This window comes from Flagellimonas sp. (assembly GCF_965601775.1).
Taxonomy (GTDB): domain Bacteria; phylum Bacteroidota; class Bacteroidia; order Flavobacteriales; family Flavobacteriaceae; genus Flagellimonas.
The window spans coordinates 3,705,998-3,721,462 of the sequence record NZ_OZ271837.1; the positions used below are offsets into that span (position 1 = coordinate 3,705,998).

Sequence of the window (15,465 nt, forward strand, 5' to 3'; positions counted from 1 at the left end):
GGGCAAAAAAGGTGGAAAATTTTCCACCTTTTTTATTTTCCGGTCATCTTTCTTTCTCCCCCGTAGTCCTTTTCTTTGGTATTCGTGTCATCTCTCCACACAAGTGGTAATTCAACCAAATTACTGGGGTTTCATCTAAAAGCTTTTCAGCAACAACTGCATCGCCCTACTTTTGGAGAACCATAGCATAAGTAGGTTAAGTTCATGGTAAGATTTGGGGTAAGAAGGCGGAACAATGTTCCGCCTTCTTTTTGTTTGACGCCCAACGATTTATCGATTTTCTCTTCTTTTATTTCCCAGCTACAATCAAAAATTTCTTAAAAAACCTTTGTTATTTCTCACAATACCAGTAATTTAGTTTTGCCATAGCATAAGTAGGTTAAGTTTATGGTAAGATTTGGGACGAAAAGGGTGGGAGCTTTCCCGCCCTTTTCTATTGGTTCCATTTGGACATAAAAAAAGCTCGATAATCCTACAATCATCGAGCTAATACTTTCAGAAAAGTCTTATCTAAAACCTTCTATTTGTTTTCGTTATAATATTCGGATACTTTATCCCAGTTAATCACATTGAAAAAAGCGGCCACATAGTCCGGTCTTCTATTTTGATAGTTTAGGTAGTAAGCATGTTCCCAAACATCCAATCCTAAAATTGGGAATCCTTCACATCCCGTCCCCGGCATCAATGGATTATCTTGATTGGGAGTAGAGCAAACTTCTACTTTTCCTCCTTTGTGGACACAAAGCCATGCCCAGCCAGACCCAAAACGAGTTCCAGCAGCAGAACTGAATTTTTCCTTAAACGCATCAAAAGAGCCAAAAGCTTCATCAATGGCAGCAGCCAAATCCCCAGAAGGAGCTCCTCCTCCATTGGGTGACATCACTTCCCAAAACAAGCAGTGGTTGTAAAAACCTCCTCCGTTGTTTCTAACAGCACCGTTGGACATGTCCAACCCAGATAAAATATCCTCAATGCTCTTACCTTCCAAGTCAGTCCCTGCGATTGCACCATTCAACTTAGTGGTATAACCATTGTGATGTTTTGTATGGTGAATTTCCATAGTTCGGGCATCTATATGAGGTTCAAGTGCATCATACGCGTAAGGCAAATTGGGTAATTCAAAAGCCATAATTATATTGTTTTTAAGTTATTAATTGCTTCCCGTAAAAATACGGTTTTATCCTCTATTTATTAGTAATCAAGAGTGAACTTAAAACCGGTAATGCGTAATTTGCAAAAAAAACTTTTGAAGGACTCCAACTTTGTCATTTATAATGCTTCTGCAGGTTCTGGTAAAACCTATTCCTTGACCAAGCGATACCTTCAACTTTTACTTTCCGGCAACTCTACTCTCCGCTTTAAACGTATGCTTGCCATAACTTTTACCAACAAAGCAGTCGGAGAAATGAAATCGAGAATATTGGATAGTCTTTTTCTATTCTCGCAAGCCAATATTCTGGAAGATGAGCACCCTATGTTTAATGAGCTGTGTTCGGAATTGGCCCTAAGTCCTCAACAAATGCAGAAACGATGTGAATTTGTATTGAAGCAAATTTTGCACAACTATGCGTTCTTTGAGATTTCCACTATAGACAAGTTCAACCATAAAATAATCAAAACCTTCGCGAGGGATCTTCAAATTTCCCAAAATTTTGAAGTTGAGTTGAATGTGGAAGCCCTATTGGAAAAAGCGGTCTCCAGTTTATTGGACCGAACGGGGGAAAATCCAATTTTGACCCAAGCCTTACTCGACTTTTCATTGGAAAAAATTGAAGAGGACAAAAGCTGGAACATCGCTTTCGACCTAATGGGTATTGGAAAGTTATTGTTTCAAGAAAACCACTTCTCCCACTTGGAAAGTTTTAAAGAGATATCCATAACGGATTTCAAAAAAGAACAATCTAAAATAGGGAAACACATTGCATCACTTGAAAAAAAAGTAAAATCAACCGCCCAATCTGCATTGGAAAAAATTCTCGAGTTCGGATTTGTCCCCAAAGATTTTCCACGGGAAACTTTGCCCAACCATTTCAGGAAGATTACGCAGGGAGAATACAATCCAAGGGTTCTGTACAAAAATCAGCTTGAAGATCAGCTCATCAATACCAAAATCCTAAAGGCCAAGGATACCAGGGATGTTTTTGATCTCTCGGTAGCCCTATTGGATTGTTTCACTTCCATCAAACAGAATTTGTATCAAAGGATATTGCTGAAGAACATATATTCAAATATAGTTCCCTTAACGGTGCTTAATGAAATCTCCAAAGAATTGAAAAGGTTGGAGGAAGAGGATGATGTCATTCCTATCTCTGCCCTCAACCAACTCATTTCAAAGCAAATTAAAAATCAGCCTGTACCTTTCATATATGAGCGTTTGGGAGAAAAGTATCGTCATTACTTTATCGATGAGTTTCAAGATACTTCTAAAATGCAATGGGAGAATCTGGTTCCCTTGATCTCCAATGCACTTGAAAGTCAGGAAGGACAAGGAAAAAAGGGATCTCTTTTTTTGGTGGGAGACATCAAACAAGCCATATATCGTTGGAGAGGTGGAAGTTCAGAACAGTTTCTAAAACTTTTAAATGCCCGGAACAATCCTTTCGTGCTTGCTCCCACAATTGAGCGCTTGGAAACCAACTGGAGGAGTCACTCAAACATCATCGAATTCAACAATTCATTTTTCTCACATGCTGCGAACGCCTTCCAAAGCGAGATGTTCCGTAGCCTTTTTGAAGAAAGCTGTATCCAAAAACCCAATAGTACCCAGGGAGGTTATGCAAACATAGGTTTTATAGATGGTCCATCCAATGACAAGGACCAGCTATACTGCGGAAAAGTACTGGAAATAATAACTGAGCTTACTGAAAAAGGATATGCTTTTAAAGATATTTGCATCCTGGTCCGCAAAAACACCACTGGTTCCACCGTAGCCCATTTCCTCTCCCAACAGGGTATTCCCATTGTATCGTCTGATTCACTATTGTTGGCGCAAAATGACATCGTAGAGTTTTTGGTGTCATTACTGAAGATGATTGATAATCCCAAAGACAAAAATTTTGTTTACGAGGTTCTGTCCTTTTTGTTCACATTGAGGCAAAAAGGAGAAAAACACGACTTTATAACCGCCCATATTGACTCGCCTATCCCATTCTTCTTAGATAAGTATAATTTCGATTTGCTCAAATTTTCGAATAAATCGGTTTATGAAATACTGGATCATGCCATTTTACAATTTGATCTTTCCGAAGGTTCTGAAGCGTTTATTACCTTTTTGATGGATGAAGTAATCGAAGTGGAGAAGAAAGATGGGTCAAGTATTATGGCATTTTTAGACCATTGGGAAAGAAAAAAGAGCTCGCTCTCTGTCGCTGCGCCCAACTCATTGGACGCGGTACAAATTATGACCATACATAAATCAAAAGGCCTGGAATTCCCAGTAGTAATCTTTCCTTATGCCAACTCCAAAATCAACGAAAACAAAAACAAAATATGGGTAGATTCAGAAGAACTGGAGCTGGACCTCAACTTGGAGAAAGTATTGGTAAATACTAGTTCAGAAACCTCTCTTTTTCCCGAAAGGATAAGAGAAGCCCATTTAGAAGAGCAACACAATATTCAAATGGACGCGATGAATGTGCTTTATGTAGCGCTAACACGTGCAGAAAAGGCCCTCTACGTCGTCACGGATAAAGAAAAAGTCAACCCTAGCCAAAAACATGCAAACTCGTATGCACAATTGTTTCAACTCTATTTGAAAAATGTAGGGCTATATTCAGAAGAGTTGCTTGAGTACCACTTTGGTGAACTCCCCGAAACTTCTTCTTCAAAATCAGATAAAATTCTTTCTGGCCTTAACATTCCTTACCATATACGGCCCTTGACGGAGAATGATCTTTCGATATCAACAATACGAGGTCAGCTATGGGGCACCGAAGTCGGGGAAGCTATTGAAGTTGGAAATTTGGTCCATTACGCTTTGGCCCAAATAGAGTATCAAAAAGATATCCCTGCTGTTTTGGAAGAACTTGAATCTGATGCTCTTTTTCAGGGGCATGATTTCGACATATTGGGTCACCGTGTTAAAGCAACGGTTTTTCACCCTTTAATCGCTCCGTATTTTTCAGAAAAAAATACCATATATAAAGAACAAGAAATTTTAACTTCGAGTGGTCAAAAGCTTAGGCCTGATAGAATTGCAATTTTAGACAACGAAGCCACTGTTCTTGACTTCAAGACCGGCAAGCAAGACCCAAAACACAAAACACAGATAATAAAATATGGAGAAGCCTTAAAACATATGGGTTTTTCAATTAAGAACACTATTATTGTATACATTGGAGAAGACGTTCAACCGCTCTTCCTTTAAACATTAAAACTACCCATGTACGGAAAAATCAAAACCCATCTCGCCAAAGAACTGGAATCCATCAAAGAAGCTGGATTGTTTAAAAAAGAAAGAATTATTACCTCCCCTCAAGACGCTGTTATTACCATCTCGACAGGAGAAGAGGTCATCAATTTTTGTGCAAACAATTATCTGGGTCTGTCCTCCCATCCAGACGTAATTGAAGCCGCAAAGGATACTCTGGACAGTCATGGTTTTGGAATGTCTTCTGTTCGTTTTATCTGTGGAACCCAAGATATCCATAAACAGCTGGAGGAAGAAATTGCCAAATTTTATAGCACTGAGGACACCATATTATATGCAGCAGCTTTTGATGCCAATGGAGGGGTCTTTGAACCCTTATTGACCGCAGAAGATGCTATAATTTCAGATTCATTGAATCATGCCTCCATTATAGATGGTGTTCGCTTATGTAAAGCCAAAAGATATAGATATGCCAATAATGACATGGCCGATTTGGAAAAGCAATTGAAACAAAGTCAAGAGGATAGTGCTCGCTTTAAAATCATTGTTACGGACGGTGTCTTTTCCATGGACGGTTTGTTGGCACCCTTGGATGACATCTGTGATTTGGCGGATAAATACGATGCCATGGTGATGATTGACGAATGCCATTCCGCAGGATTTATTGGAGCTACAGGAAGAGGGACTTTGGAAGAAAAGGGAGTTTTGGACAGGATAGATATCATAACTGGGACTTTAGGAAAAGCGCTTGGAGGGGCTATGGGAGGATATACCACCGGCAAGAAGGAGATCATTGAAATGCTTCGCCAACGCTCCCGGCCCTATCTGTTTTCAAATTCTTTGGCCCCTTCGATTGTTGGGGCGTCGATAAAGGTATTTCAGCTTCTTGGGAATGACACTTCACTTAGGGATAAGCTTCATGATAATACTGCTTATTTTAAAGAAGGACTCAAAAAGGCTGGTTTCGATATTATTGATGGGGATTCTGCCATTGTCCCAGTAATGTTGTATGATGCCAAGCTATCCCAGCAAATGGCTGATATGTTATTGAAAGAAGGCATCTATGTAATCGGTTTCTTTTATCCCGTAGTACCAAAAGGAAAAGCTAGAATACGGGTACAATTATCGGCGGCACACGAAAAAGAACATTTGGATAAAGCTATTGCAGCCTTTATCAAAGTTGGAAAGGAGCTAAAAATCGTTTAAATGCTCTTTTTTGTCTATATAATGCGTTAAAAAAAATGAAAAATTGATTTTGTTAATAGTTCTTAACAACTTACATTTGCAGCTGATAAACACTTAAACTTAAAATTTTGAACATGAAACATCTGAGCAAATTATTGGTTGTTGCCCTTGTATTTATAGGGTTCAACAACATCCAAGCGCAAGACGAAAATAATCCATGGCAAGTTAGTTTTGGTATAAATGCGATTGACGTATTTCCTACCAACGACGAGGATGCCTTGAGTAATTTCGGTTTCCAAGCAGGTGGTCTTTTTGACGAGTACTTTAATGCTAACGACCACTGGAACATCTTGCCTTCGGTTTCAACCGTCTCTGTGTCCCGATACGTAGGCGATGGTTTTTCTGTTGGTGTCAGAGGTTCCTTAAATAGAATTGAAAATTTAGGAGATGTAGAGGTTGATGATCTTTCTCTATATGCAGTTGATGGTACCATTAAATACAATATCCTTAAAAACACTACTATCGATCCTTTCGCAGAAATCGGAGGTGGTTATACTTGGATAGACGAAAGTGGTGCTGGAACTGTAAATGGTGGTATTGGTGTTAACGTATGGTTTACCGACAACATCGGCTTCACACTTCAAACACAATATAAGCACGTATTCGAAGACAATGTGCCAAAACACTTCCAACATCTAGCTGGTCTTAACATCAAATTTGGTGGTAAGGATACTGATGATGATGGAATTTATGACAGAGACGATGCTTGTCCTGAGGTTGCTGGTCTTCCAGAATTCAATGGTTGTCCTGATTCTGATGGCGACGGTATTGAAGATGGCAAAGATAGCTGTCCAAATGAGGCAGGTACTGCTGAACTAAATGGATGTCCTGATGCTGACGGTGACGGTATCGCTGATAAAGATGATGCTTGTCCAAACGAAGCTGGTCCTGCTGCCCTAAGCGGATGTCCTGATGCTGATGGTGATGGTGTTGCTGACAAAGATGATGCTTGTCCTAACGAAGCTGGTCCTGCTGAAAACAAAGGATGCCCATGGCCAGATAGCGATGGTGACGGTGTATTGGATAAAGACGATCAATGTCCTGAGGTAGCTGGTACAGTTGCTAACAACGGTTGTCCTGAAGTTACTGAAGAGGTTCAAAAGCAATTGAACGATTATGCTAGAACTATCCTTTTCGATACTGGTAAATCTTCTATCAAAGCTGAGTCAACTACAGTAATGGTGGATATTATCCAAATCTTGAACGAGTATCCAAATGCTAAGTTTACTGTTGAAGGTCACACTGATAGTGTAGGTAGTGCCAAAACTAATCAGAGACTTTCCGAGGAGCGTGCTAACTCTGTTAGAGATTTCTTGATCGATAAGGGAATTGGTTCTGACCGATTGACCGCTATTGGTTACGGAGAAGATAAGCCTATTGCTACCAACAACACAAGATCTGGTAGAACACAAAACAGAAGGGTTGAAATCAACCTTGTGAAATAAGTAAAAGAAAATTAATTTTCTTCAAAAAAGGCTCTGCTAATGCAGGGCCTTTTTTATTTTTAGATATGCAACAGCCCTTCATTGAGTACGTTCTTCAGGATTTAGTTCGCGAGGGCTCCAGTATTGAAAACAACCTTTACATTCTTCCCAGTAAAAGGTCTGGTGTTTTCCTAAAGCATTATCTCAGTAATATTCTTAAAAAAACCGTATTTACTCCACGAATTATTTCTATTGAAGAATTTGTTCAAGAAATTTCTGGAGTTAAAAAAGCATCAAACATTGATTTGCTCCTTACGCTATACGAATCCTACCAAAGCTCTCCGGCCAAAGAAAAAGATGACTTTGATACTTTTTTAAAATGGGGAGAGACCTTATTACAAGATTTCAATGAGATTGACCGATATCTTTTGCCCGCCAATGATATCCTTAATTATCTAAAATCAATCAAGGAACTTGACCATTGGTCTCTTCAGCCCCAAAAAACGCCCTTGGTACAAAACTATCTGGACTTTTGGGAACACATTGAATACATATATCACGATTTTAATAGCAGACTAATTGCTAAGAACCTTGCGCATCAAGGTCTAATTTACCGCTTGGCAACCAATAACATAACCGAATATGCTTATGAGAACTTAAAGAATCCCATAGTCTTCTTGGGCTTTAATGCGCTTAACACCGCCGAGTCCCAGATTATTCAACATCTTCTTTCGAATACGCAATGTGAGGTATATTGGGATATTGATGCGTGTTTTTTGAACGACCCGGTACATGATGCTGGACTTTTCATTAGAAAATACCTTAACGAATGGCCTCATTATAAAGAGAACAGGCCAAAAGGGATTCACGGCCATTTCCTAACGCCAAAAAACATCGAAATTACCGGAGTTCCCAAAAGTATCTCACAAACCAAATATGTGGGGAACACTCTCAAAAAACAACTAAATACCAACCCAGAAAAAACGGACAATGTCGCTATTATACTTGCGGATGAATCCCTCTTATTCCCTGTGGCAAAATCAATTCCTCCAGAGATAAACAAGATCAATATTACCATGGGTCAGTCCTTAAGGACAACCCTTCTGTATTCATTTTTTATTTCTGTTTTCGAGCTTTTTGAAGGAAAAACCAAGAAAGGTTGGTATTATAAAGAGGTATTAAATTTTGTTGGCAACCCTTACTTTAAAATGTCAGCCAATACTAAAAACCCTGATTTCGTTAATCACCTTACTGGTTTAATCAAAGCGAATAGCACCACGTATATTGATGCTCAGAGCTTACGGTCCCTGTTTGTACAAAAGGATGTGGATTTTAAACTATTTCCTTCCCATGCTTTCACCCCAAACACGATAATTGAATACTGCCTTTCGTTGCTTTTACGGTTGCAACAAATCTTTCGAAAAGAAAACAATGCTGTTGAATTGCAGTATGCCTTTACTTTTTACAACCTTTTTCATCAATTGAAAAAACAGCTCGCAAGCATCGGTTTTGTGAATAACATAAAAACCGTAAAACGATTTTTTAAGCAACTAGCCACAATGGAGGTTATTGATTATATAGGGTCTCCCATTGAAGGACTACAACTTATGGGTGTTTTGGAAAGCAGGACCTTGGACTTTGAAACCGTTATCATTACTTCGGTAAACGAAGGTATTCTGCCTGCTGGAAAAAGTAATAGCTCCTTTATCCCTTTTGATGTTAAACGAGAATATGGCCTTCCTACATACAAAGAAAAGGATGCCATTTATACGTATCATTTTTATCGTCTAATTCAGCGAGCCAAAAATGTCCATATTATTTATAACACGGAACCGGACGTTCTGGAAGGTGGAGAAAAAAGTAGGTTAATCTCCCAATTGCTTACGGATAACAACATAAAACCCTTTGTTACCCATAACATCGCCTCTCCCAACATTAGAATTAAACCCCTAATCAAAGAGCAAATCAAGAAAACACCTTTGCTAATTTCAGATTTGAAAGACTTAGCAGAAAAGGGACTTTCACCTTCCTCTTTGAGCTCCTACATCAAAAACCCCATGGAATTCTACAAAAAATACGTCCTTAGGCTCCAAGATTCGATTGAGGTACAAGAAGATATTGCGGCCAATACTTTTGGGACCATTCTTCATGAAGCCCTGTTTTTGCTATATCAACCATATTTGGGCAAGATATTAATCCAGGACAACTTTTCTTCAATGCGCGGCAAGGTGAATTCCATCCTTAGGGAATCTTTCCATAAACATTTACCGAACACCGATTTAAGCAAGGGGCGATATTTATTGATATTTCATGTGATTGAAAGATACATTGAGAACTTTGTGCTTATGGAGTCGAAGCAAATCAAACACCATCAAATCAAGTTATTGCACCTTGAGAAAAAGTTTGAAACAACCTTGGACTTTGACGAGTTACATATCCCCATTAAATTCAAAGGGTTCATAGATCGTATTGACGAATTTGACGGAACAATCCGTGTTATCGATTATAAAACAGGTAAAACCGAGCCTTCGCAAGTAAAGATAAAGTCATGGGAAGAACTTGACACCAGCTTTTCAAAAAGCAAGGCCTTTCAACTTTTGTGCTATGCCTACCTTCTAAACAGAACGGATACTATGACCTCCTGTATTGCTGGAATCTATGCCTTGAAAAATTTAAAAAATGGATTCATGCCGTTTTCTTTCAATAGGAATTCAATACTAGATGAAGGAATGATGCACGCTTTCCAGAATTCCCTAAAAAAACTCATTCTGGAAATTTATAACCCTGAAATTCCTTTCGAGGATAAAGAATAGTCTGTGTTATTTTAAATCAGGACGGGTAGGCCTAATCTCAATCTTGCTGGGTAGGGTCCTAGGATGCATTTTGAGCAAATCAATCACAATTTGTCCAATATCTTCTGATTGAATTTTCCAAGCGTCTTTTTCAGAAGGTTCGTTATTGTTGAAGTAGGTAGCAACAGAGCCTGGCATTATGGTACTTACTTTGATGTTGTATTTTCTCAAATCAAGCATTGCCGCTTGGGTAAATCCCACTACCCCAAATTTCGTGGCATTATAGCCAGCTCCTTGAGCAAAAAAGTTGGTTCCAGCTAGGCTGGCCAGGGTAATATAATAGCCTTCTGACTCCTTAAGAGGACCGAATGAAGCCTTTAGCGTATGGAACACCCCATTCAGGTTAGTGTTAATCATTTGGTTCCACTGGTCCTCTCCCATTTCATAAATGGGTGCAAAATGACCTACTCCTGCATTGGCTAAAACAACATCCAACTGGCCCCATTTGGTAATAATGGTTTCGATTGCATTTACTTCGTCCTGAAAAACTGAAACATCAGAAACGATTTCCAGTATATTTTTAGAATTGCCTAAGCTTTGTTTTGCCGCAGCTAAACTTTCTTGATTTCGACCACTGATGGCTACTTTCATGCCCTGGTCCAATAGTGCTTTGGCAACACCCAATCCAATTCCCTTTGAGCCCCCAGTGATGTAAGCTACTTTTTCTTTTATATTCATGAAATAAATTTAAAAAAGTAAAACGGTAACACCTCTATCTTTTAAGAAACCCTTTGGAATTAGTAGTTTTTACCAAGGAAATTATGATTTGTTGTCTTTAATCCAGTCAGATTTATCCAGTGTATAACGAATGAACTTCTCGTTTCCAATGTCCAGTTCCCGCTCCTTTTTAAAACCTAAATGCAATAGGCCCTTGATTCGCGTTCTTGAAGGTGGAAACAAAACCTGAACCGTAGCTATATTCAACTCGTAAAACGCTCTGCCAATGATTTCCTTGTACAAAACCTTGCCGATTCCCCAAAAATCAGGGTGCAATACCAAAGCAAGGTCCGCCTCTCCATCTTCGGGTTGTATTCCGCCCCAGCCAGCAAATTGCTTGTTTATCACAAATGCCCAAGGTCCAAAACCATGTTCTTTCCACATCCGCTCTTTGGAAGCAACAAACTTTTCACAATCAGCCTGATTAAATTCTCCTTTCAATAATGGCATTTGCCTTCTTACCAAGGGATTGTTCATCAAATCAATAATTTTTGATTTTTCAATCTCTGCCAAGTTGGCAAATACAATACCCTCCTTCCCCAATTGATTTGTTTTCATGTAACCCCAATTTGGTCTCTTAAAGTACTGCTTTTTGATATTGCTAACTCCTTTTTGTCATAGTTAACGGCATCTACCTTTCCCTTGGGCAAAAACGTAGGTAACATTATTTATTTTCCACTTACCGTTTGCTAGGTTTTGAATATTGATGGGATAATAGTTGGTTTTTCCATAGGCATCCAAAATTTCAAGATAATGTGCCCCTTGATATTCCAATACCTTCCACTGTCCCGAATTCTCTGCAACTCCTGCTCCGTAGGCCCTGTTATTTCGGTTTGAAGTGTTTTGGGTTCCCTTTACCGTGTAAGAACCATCATAACTATAATGATAGATACCGCCAGGACAAAAATCCACATAGGTGATTGCACTGGCACTATTGTCACTCAGATAGGAAGACTCAGAATAAATGACCAGTTGACCATTGTTGATATATTCGGTCAACCTATCGGTAATTTCCTGGGCGCTCGCACACATAAGGCCAAGCATAAATACAAGTATGTATGTCAGTTTTTTCAATTGTTGTCTCATGATGGTCCAAAAGTGCCCAAAGGACACCCTTGGACCTGTTAATTAAACTTGTGGCGTCAATCTGAGATAAGGCTTTATCTCAGTGAACCCTTTCGGAAACATTTTATCAGCTTCTTCATTACTTACCGATGGCAGTATCACACAGTCCTCCCCCTTACTCCAATTAGCCGGAGTAGCGAGTTTTTCGTATTGCGTCAACTGCAAAGAATCAATTACCCTTAAAAGTTCCTCGAAATTTCTTCCTGTCGAGGCCGGATAGATCAAAATCAGTTTCACTTTTTTGTCTGGAGCAATGATAAATACCGATCGTACGGTCGTCGTTGCTGAGTCGTTTGGGTGAATCATTCCATAAAGTTCAGAAACCTTCCTTTCATCATCAGCAATTAAAGGGAAGTTCACCACCGCATTTTGGGTCTCCTCAATGTCCTTAATCCACTTCTCATGGGAATCAAGAGGATCTACGCTTATAGCGGCTACCTTAACATTTCGGCTTGCAAATGCCTCCTCATAATTAGCCATGGCGCCCAATTCTGTGGTGCAGACTGGAGTAAAATCCGCAGGATGTGATACCAACATCCCCCAGCTATCTCCAAGCCATTCATGAAAATTAACTTCACCTTGTGTACTATCAGCCTTGAAATCAGGAGCTGTGTCACCTAATCGTATTGAATTCATTTTTTGATGTAATTATTGATTAAAATTTTTAATTGATTTTGATTTAATTCAAATCCCACGGTACTTTTTCACTCGTAAAATCTGAAATCAATCTTCAGAACTGTCTATATGTGTGTCATTTTGATCTATAGACTGTTCTCTTTCGTCATCGAACGGGTAATAGGAATCTTCGTCTTTGTTGCAAGAAAAAAAAGACGCTCCTATTACGGCAAATGCCATTATGAATACTAATTTTTTCATTTTGTGTTTATTTAAGATTACTGGACAAAATTAGAGGCGCGGTTGTTCAAATTTTTAACCGTAAAAAGGCAAAAATGAAAATCCCTGAAAACAGGTAAGGGAATGTTGACACCAATGTCTCTCTCGCCATAGACAAGCGAGAAGAAATCCGATAGTTGTGATGTGGGTTAATTTTCAGCAATAAATTTCTTCATCTAAAAAAAGAATGAAAGCAACCTTAATTAAGTAATTTTTTCCGGTCTATGACCTTTCCATTTTTTATAATGGCATCAATAGTTCTTGTATTTTCAATATTGACCAACGGACTCTTTGCAAGAATCAATATATCTGCCACCTTACCCTTTTCGATTGTACCAAAGTCATTTTGCATATGTAATTGATAGGCACCATTTTTAGTTGCCATTATCAAGACATCACTATTTGGTATTCCAGCTTTTGATAGTAGAAACATCTCGTTGTGAATGGTATTGCCATAATCTGTCCATGACGTCCACGTATCTGAGCTAGTCGAGAGCAGTACTCCCGCCTTATGGGCTTTTAATACGTAGTTGTTGTGATATTCGGCCATTTTAGGGTTCTTTTTAAAAATATCCTTTTTATATTCCGAAAGCATTTGCCACATTTCCTTCAATCTTTCGGGGGCACAATCGAAGACTTCTTTTAATTGTGTATTTCGTCCGAAGGAAGTATCTCCAAAATATCCATACCTCATCGCTAAAGTTGGGTCATTTGGTATTCCCTTCTCGGCCATTCTTTTTAAAACCTCTTTTACATGGTCAGATGACAAATCCATCATAGGCTCATTACCGTATGGAGTGTGCACGAGGGCATCAATGTTCATTTCTATGGCTTCCAGCCAGGTAGTGGATTTAATATGACCTGCTACCTTTAAATTTAACCGATGAGCTTCGTCTATTGCAGCTCTACTATGCTCGGGTCTTAAATTGAATAGAAGTTTGACATAGTCAACGCCTAAAGCCTTCATCTCTTTTACATATTCCCGGGCTTCTGCCGTACTGTTGATTTCCTTTACAATGGCAGGAAATATCGAGGGCCGTTCAGACATAAGTTTGCTGCACGCCAATATTCTTGGAGATTTTATTTCTCCTACTCTTTCTTGGTTCCTCAATTTGACCGAAATCTCAGGGAACCCACCAAGTTCTCTTAAATTGGTTATGCCTTGGTAGAGCATCATTCGTAGGTGCCATTTAGAGAGTTCTTCATCCGCATAAACATCTAATGAAGGTAAGCCCCACCTTGTGGTTATTGTATCAACGAATGCGGTAACATGACTGTGTGTGTCAAAAAGTGCGGGCATAACAAACTTTCCCGTCGCATCAATTTTCTTATGGGACCAATATTTGTTGAGACCAGTACTAAAATCTTCTATTGATTTTATTCTTCCGTCATGTACAACAATTATTTTATTGTTCATGACCAAGCCACTCTGGGCATCAAACAAGGATCCAGCCTTGATGATTAAATCAACCTCTTCCTTCTGTGAGAAATCACAGGAAGAAAGTAGTAAGCCCAATAATGTAAAAACCGATATAAAAGGTATTTTTTTCAAGATTCTTCTTTTAAAGATTTAAACCGCTAGTAAATATGCTGTGTCTGTAGTTTTAATTATAATCAGTATTGTTAGAAAACAGTTAGGACAGCCAGGAGTTCACGAGACAATATGTGCAGTAGCTACAAAGGCGACCATCCCCTAAAGAAAAGCTTGTATTCTCCTTTTTCCCTGGCCCATATATTCAAATATTTACGTTTACTAGAAGTTTCTTCATTTTCCAGAATTTCGAAGTGGCCAAATTCAAACAAACTATCCCCTAAATCTGCACATCTATCAACATTCACGGTCCACGAGGTCACATCATTCTTTTCCAAAAAAGATACTATCAACTTCCCTACGGTGTCTTTTCCAGAAAAAGCCTTGCCGGATGGAGGATAGAACATAACTTCTGAATGCAACATTTGGATGACGGCCTCCAAATTTTCTTCAAGGATAGCTTTACGATAGGCCTCTGAAAGTGCTTCTACAAGGTGCACTTTGTTTTTGGTTTCAGTTTGTGCTTGAATAGCGAAACTGAGAATCAGAAAGACGACAAATGAAATTCTTTGGATTAATCCCATACTTTAATTTTTACAAAAGTACCTCGCTGGAATAAAGAGAAAATCCCCATAAAGGGGTAAATCGGGAATTGGTAGAATATAGGTAGGTGTATGCTTCTATTGGTAAATAAGCCCTTTATGGATGGCATATTTTACCAAGGCAGCAGAATTTTTTAAATCCAACTTGAGTAATATATTCTTACGATGGGATTCCACCGTGTACTTGCTCAAGTATAACTTTTCGGCAATTTCGTGGGTAGTGTTCCCGTCCGCTATAAGCTGTATCACCTCCTTTTCCCGCGGCGATATGGCCGTTGGAAGGGTATCCTCCTTAAGAAGGTCCATCACAATATTCATGGTTTCCGGAGAATGATAGCGGCCCGTAAGATATAGGCTCTCAATGGCTTCCAACAACTTGGTTTTTCCAGCGTCCTTAGGAAGATAGCCACTGGCCCCAGCCATAAAAATATTCTTTATGAACTGTGGGGAAGAATGCATGGTCAACACTAAAGTTCTGACAGCCATTGGCATTCGTTTTAGGTGCCGTAAAACTTCAAACCCATCCATTTCGGGCATTTCGATGTCCAATATGACCACATCAGCTGATACTGCGCCAAGTAGTTCCACGAGCTCCTTACCATTATTGGCTTGTCCGACAATCGAAATTTTATCATCATTTGATAACAGGGAAACCAATCCTTCCCTGAACATGGTATGGTCATCTGCAATGGCAACTTGTATCATA

The 15,465-nt window shown here is 39.1% G+C and carries 12 protein-coding genes; 4 read left to right on the forward strand and 8 right to left on the reverse strand.

Going from position 1 to position 15,465, the window contains the following annotated elements; all coding sequences use genetic code 11:
- Window positions 1-520: 520 nt before the first annotated feature.
- On the reverse strand, window positions 521-1,129 hold the full coding sequence (locus tag ACSLUF_RS17125) for a superoxide dismutase (RefSeq protein WP_435623884.1): 609 nt from the start codon (window positions 1,127-1,129) through the stop codon (window positions 521-523).
- A 93-nt stretch (window positions 1,130-1,222) separates the two neighbouring features.
- Here ACSLUF_RS17125 and ACSLUF_RS17130 point away from each other — a divergent pair, with 93 nt between their 5' ends.
- The 4 genes from ACSLUF_RS17130 (at window position 1,223) to ACSLUF_RS17145 (ending at window position 9,851) form a co-directional block, all read left to right on the forward strand.
- On the forward strand, window positions 1,223-4,366 hold the full coding sequence (locus ACSLUF_RS17130; RefSeq protein WP_435623885.1) for a UvrD-helicase domain-containing protein: 3,144 nt from the start codon (window positions 1,223-1,225) through the stop codon (window positions 4,364-4,366).
- A gap of 15 nt (window positions 4,367-4,381) precedes the next feature.
- Window positions 4,382-5,575: a glycine C-acetyltransferase gene (gene kbl / locus ACSLUF_RS17135; RefSeq protein WP_435623886.1), complete on the forward strand. Its 1,194-nt coding sequence runs from the start codon at window positions 4,382-4,384 to the stop codon at window positions 5,573-5,575.
- A 113-nt stretch (window positions 5,576-5,688) separates the two neighbouring features.
- Complete coding sequence (locus ACSLUF_RS17140) at window positions 5,689-7,059, forward strand: OmpA family protein (RefSeq protein WP_435623887.1); 1,371 nt, start codon at window positions 5,689-5,691, stop codon at window positions 7,057-7,059.
- A 65-nt stretch (window positions 7,060-7,124) separates the two neighbouring features.
- A complete protein-coding gene (locus tag ACSLUF_RS17145; protein ID WP_435623888.1) occupies window positions 7,125-9,851 on the forward strand; it encodes a PD-(D/E)XK nuclease family protein in 2,727 nt (908 codons plus the stop codon).
- A gap of 6 nt (window positions 9,852-9,857) precedes the next feature.
- Here the strand turns inward: ACSLUF_RS17145 and ACSLUF_RS17150 are convergent, their stop codons facing one another.
- The 7 genes from ACSLUF_RS17150 to ACSLUF_RS17180 all read right to left on the reverse strand — a co-directional run bounded on the left by ACSLUF_RS17150 (window position 9,858) and on the right by ACSLUF_RS17180 (window position 15,464).
- Window positions 9,858-10,568 (reverse strand): SDR family oxidoreductase, encoded by a 711-nt coding sequence (locus ACSLUF_RS17150; protein WP_435623889.1) that lies wholly within the window; start codon window positions 10,566-10,568, stop codon window positions 9,858-9,860.
- A gap of 81 nt (window positions 10,569-10,649) precedes the next feature.
- Window positions 10,650-11,165 (reverse strand): GNAT family N-acetyltransferase, encoded by a 516-nt coding sequence (locus ACSLUF_RS17155; RefSeq protein ID WP_435623890.1) that lies wholly within the window; start codon window positions 11,163-11,165, stop codon window positions 10,650-10,652.
- A 63-nt stretch (window positions 11,166-11,228) separates the two neighbouring features.
- Window positions 11,229-11,639, reverse strand: coding sequence for a hypothetical protein (locus ACSLUF_RS17160; RefSeq protein ID WP_435623891.1), 411 nt, complete (start codon window positions 11,637-11,639; stop codon window positions 11,229-11,231).
- Between the two features lie 96 nt (window positions 11,640-11,735).
- Window positions 11,736-12,368: a peroxiredoxin gene (locus ACSLUF_RS17165; RefSeq protein WP_435623892.1), complete on the reverse strand. Its 633-nt coding sequence runs from the start codon at window positions 12,366-12,368 to the stop codon at window positions 11,736-11,738.
- Window positions 12,369-12,825: 457 nt separating this feature from the next.
- Entirely contained in the window at window positions 12,826-14,178 is a 1,353-nt protein-coding gene (locus ACSLUF_RS17170; RefSeq protein ID WP_435623893.1) for an amidohydrolase family protein, read from the reverse strand.
- A gap of 122 nt (window positions 14,179-14,300) precedes the next feature.
- Window positions 14,301-14,741, reverse strand: coding sequence for a nuclear transport factor 2 family protein (locus ACSLUF_RS17175; protein ID WP_435623894.1), 441 nt, complete (start codon window positions 14,739-14,741; stop codon window positions 14,301-14,303).
- Window positions 14,742-14,837: 96 nt separating this feature from the next.
- Window positions 14,838-15,464 (reverse strand): response regulator, encoded by a 627-nt coding sequence (locus ACSLUF_RS17180; protein WP_435623895.1) that lies wholly within the window; start codon window positions 15,462-15,464, stop codon window positions 14,838-14,840.
- Window position 15,465: the final 1 nt, after the last annotated feature.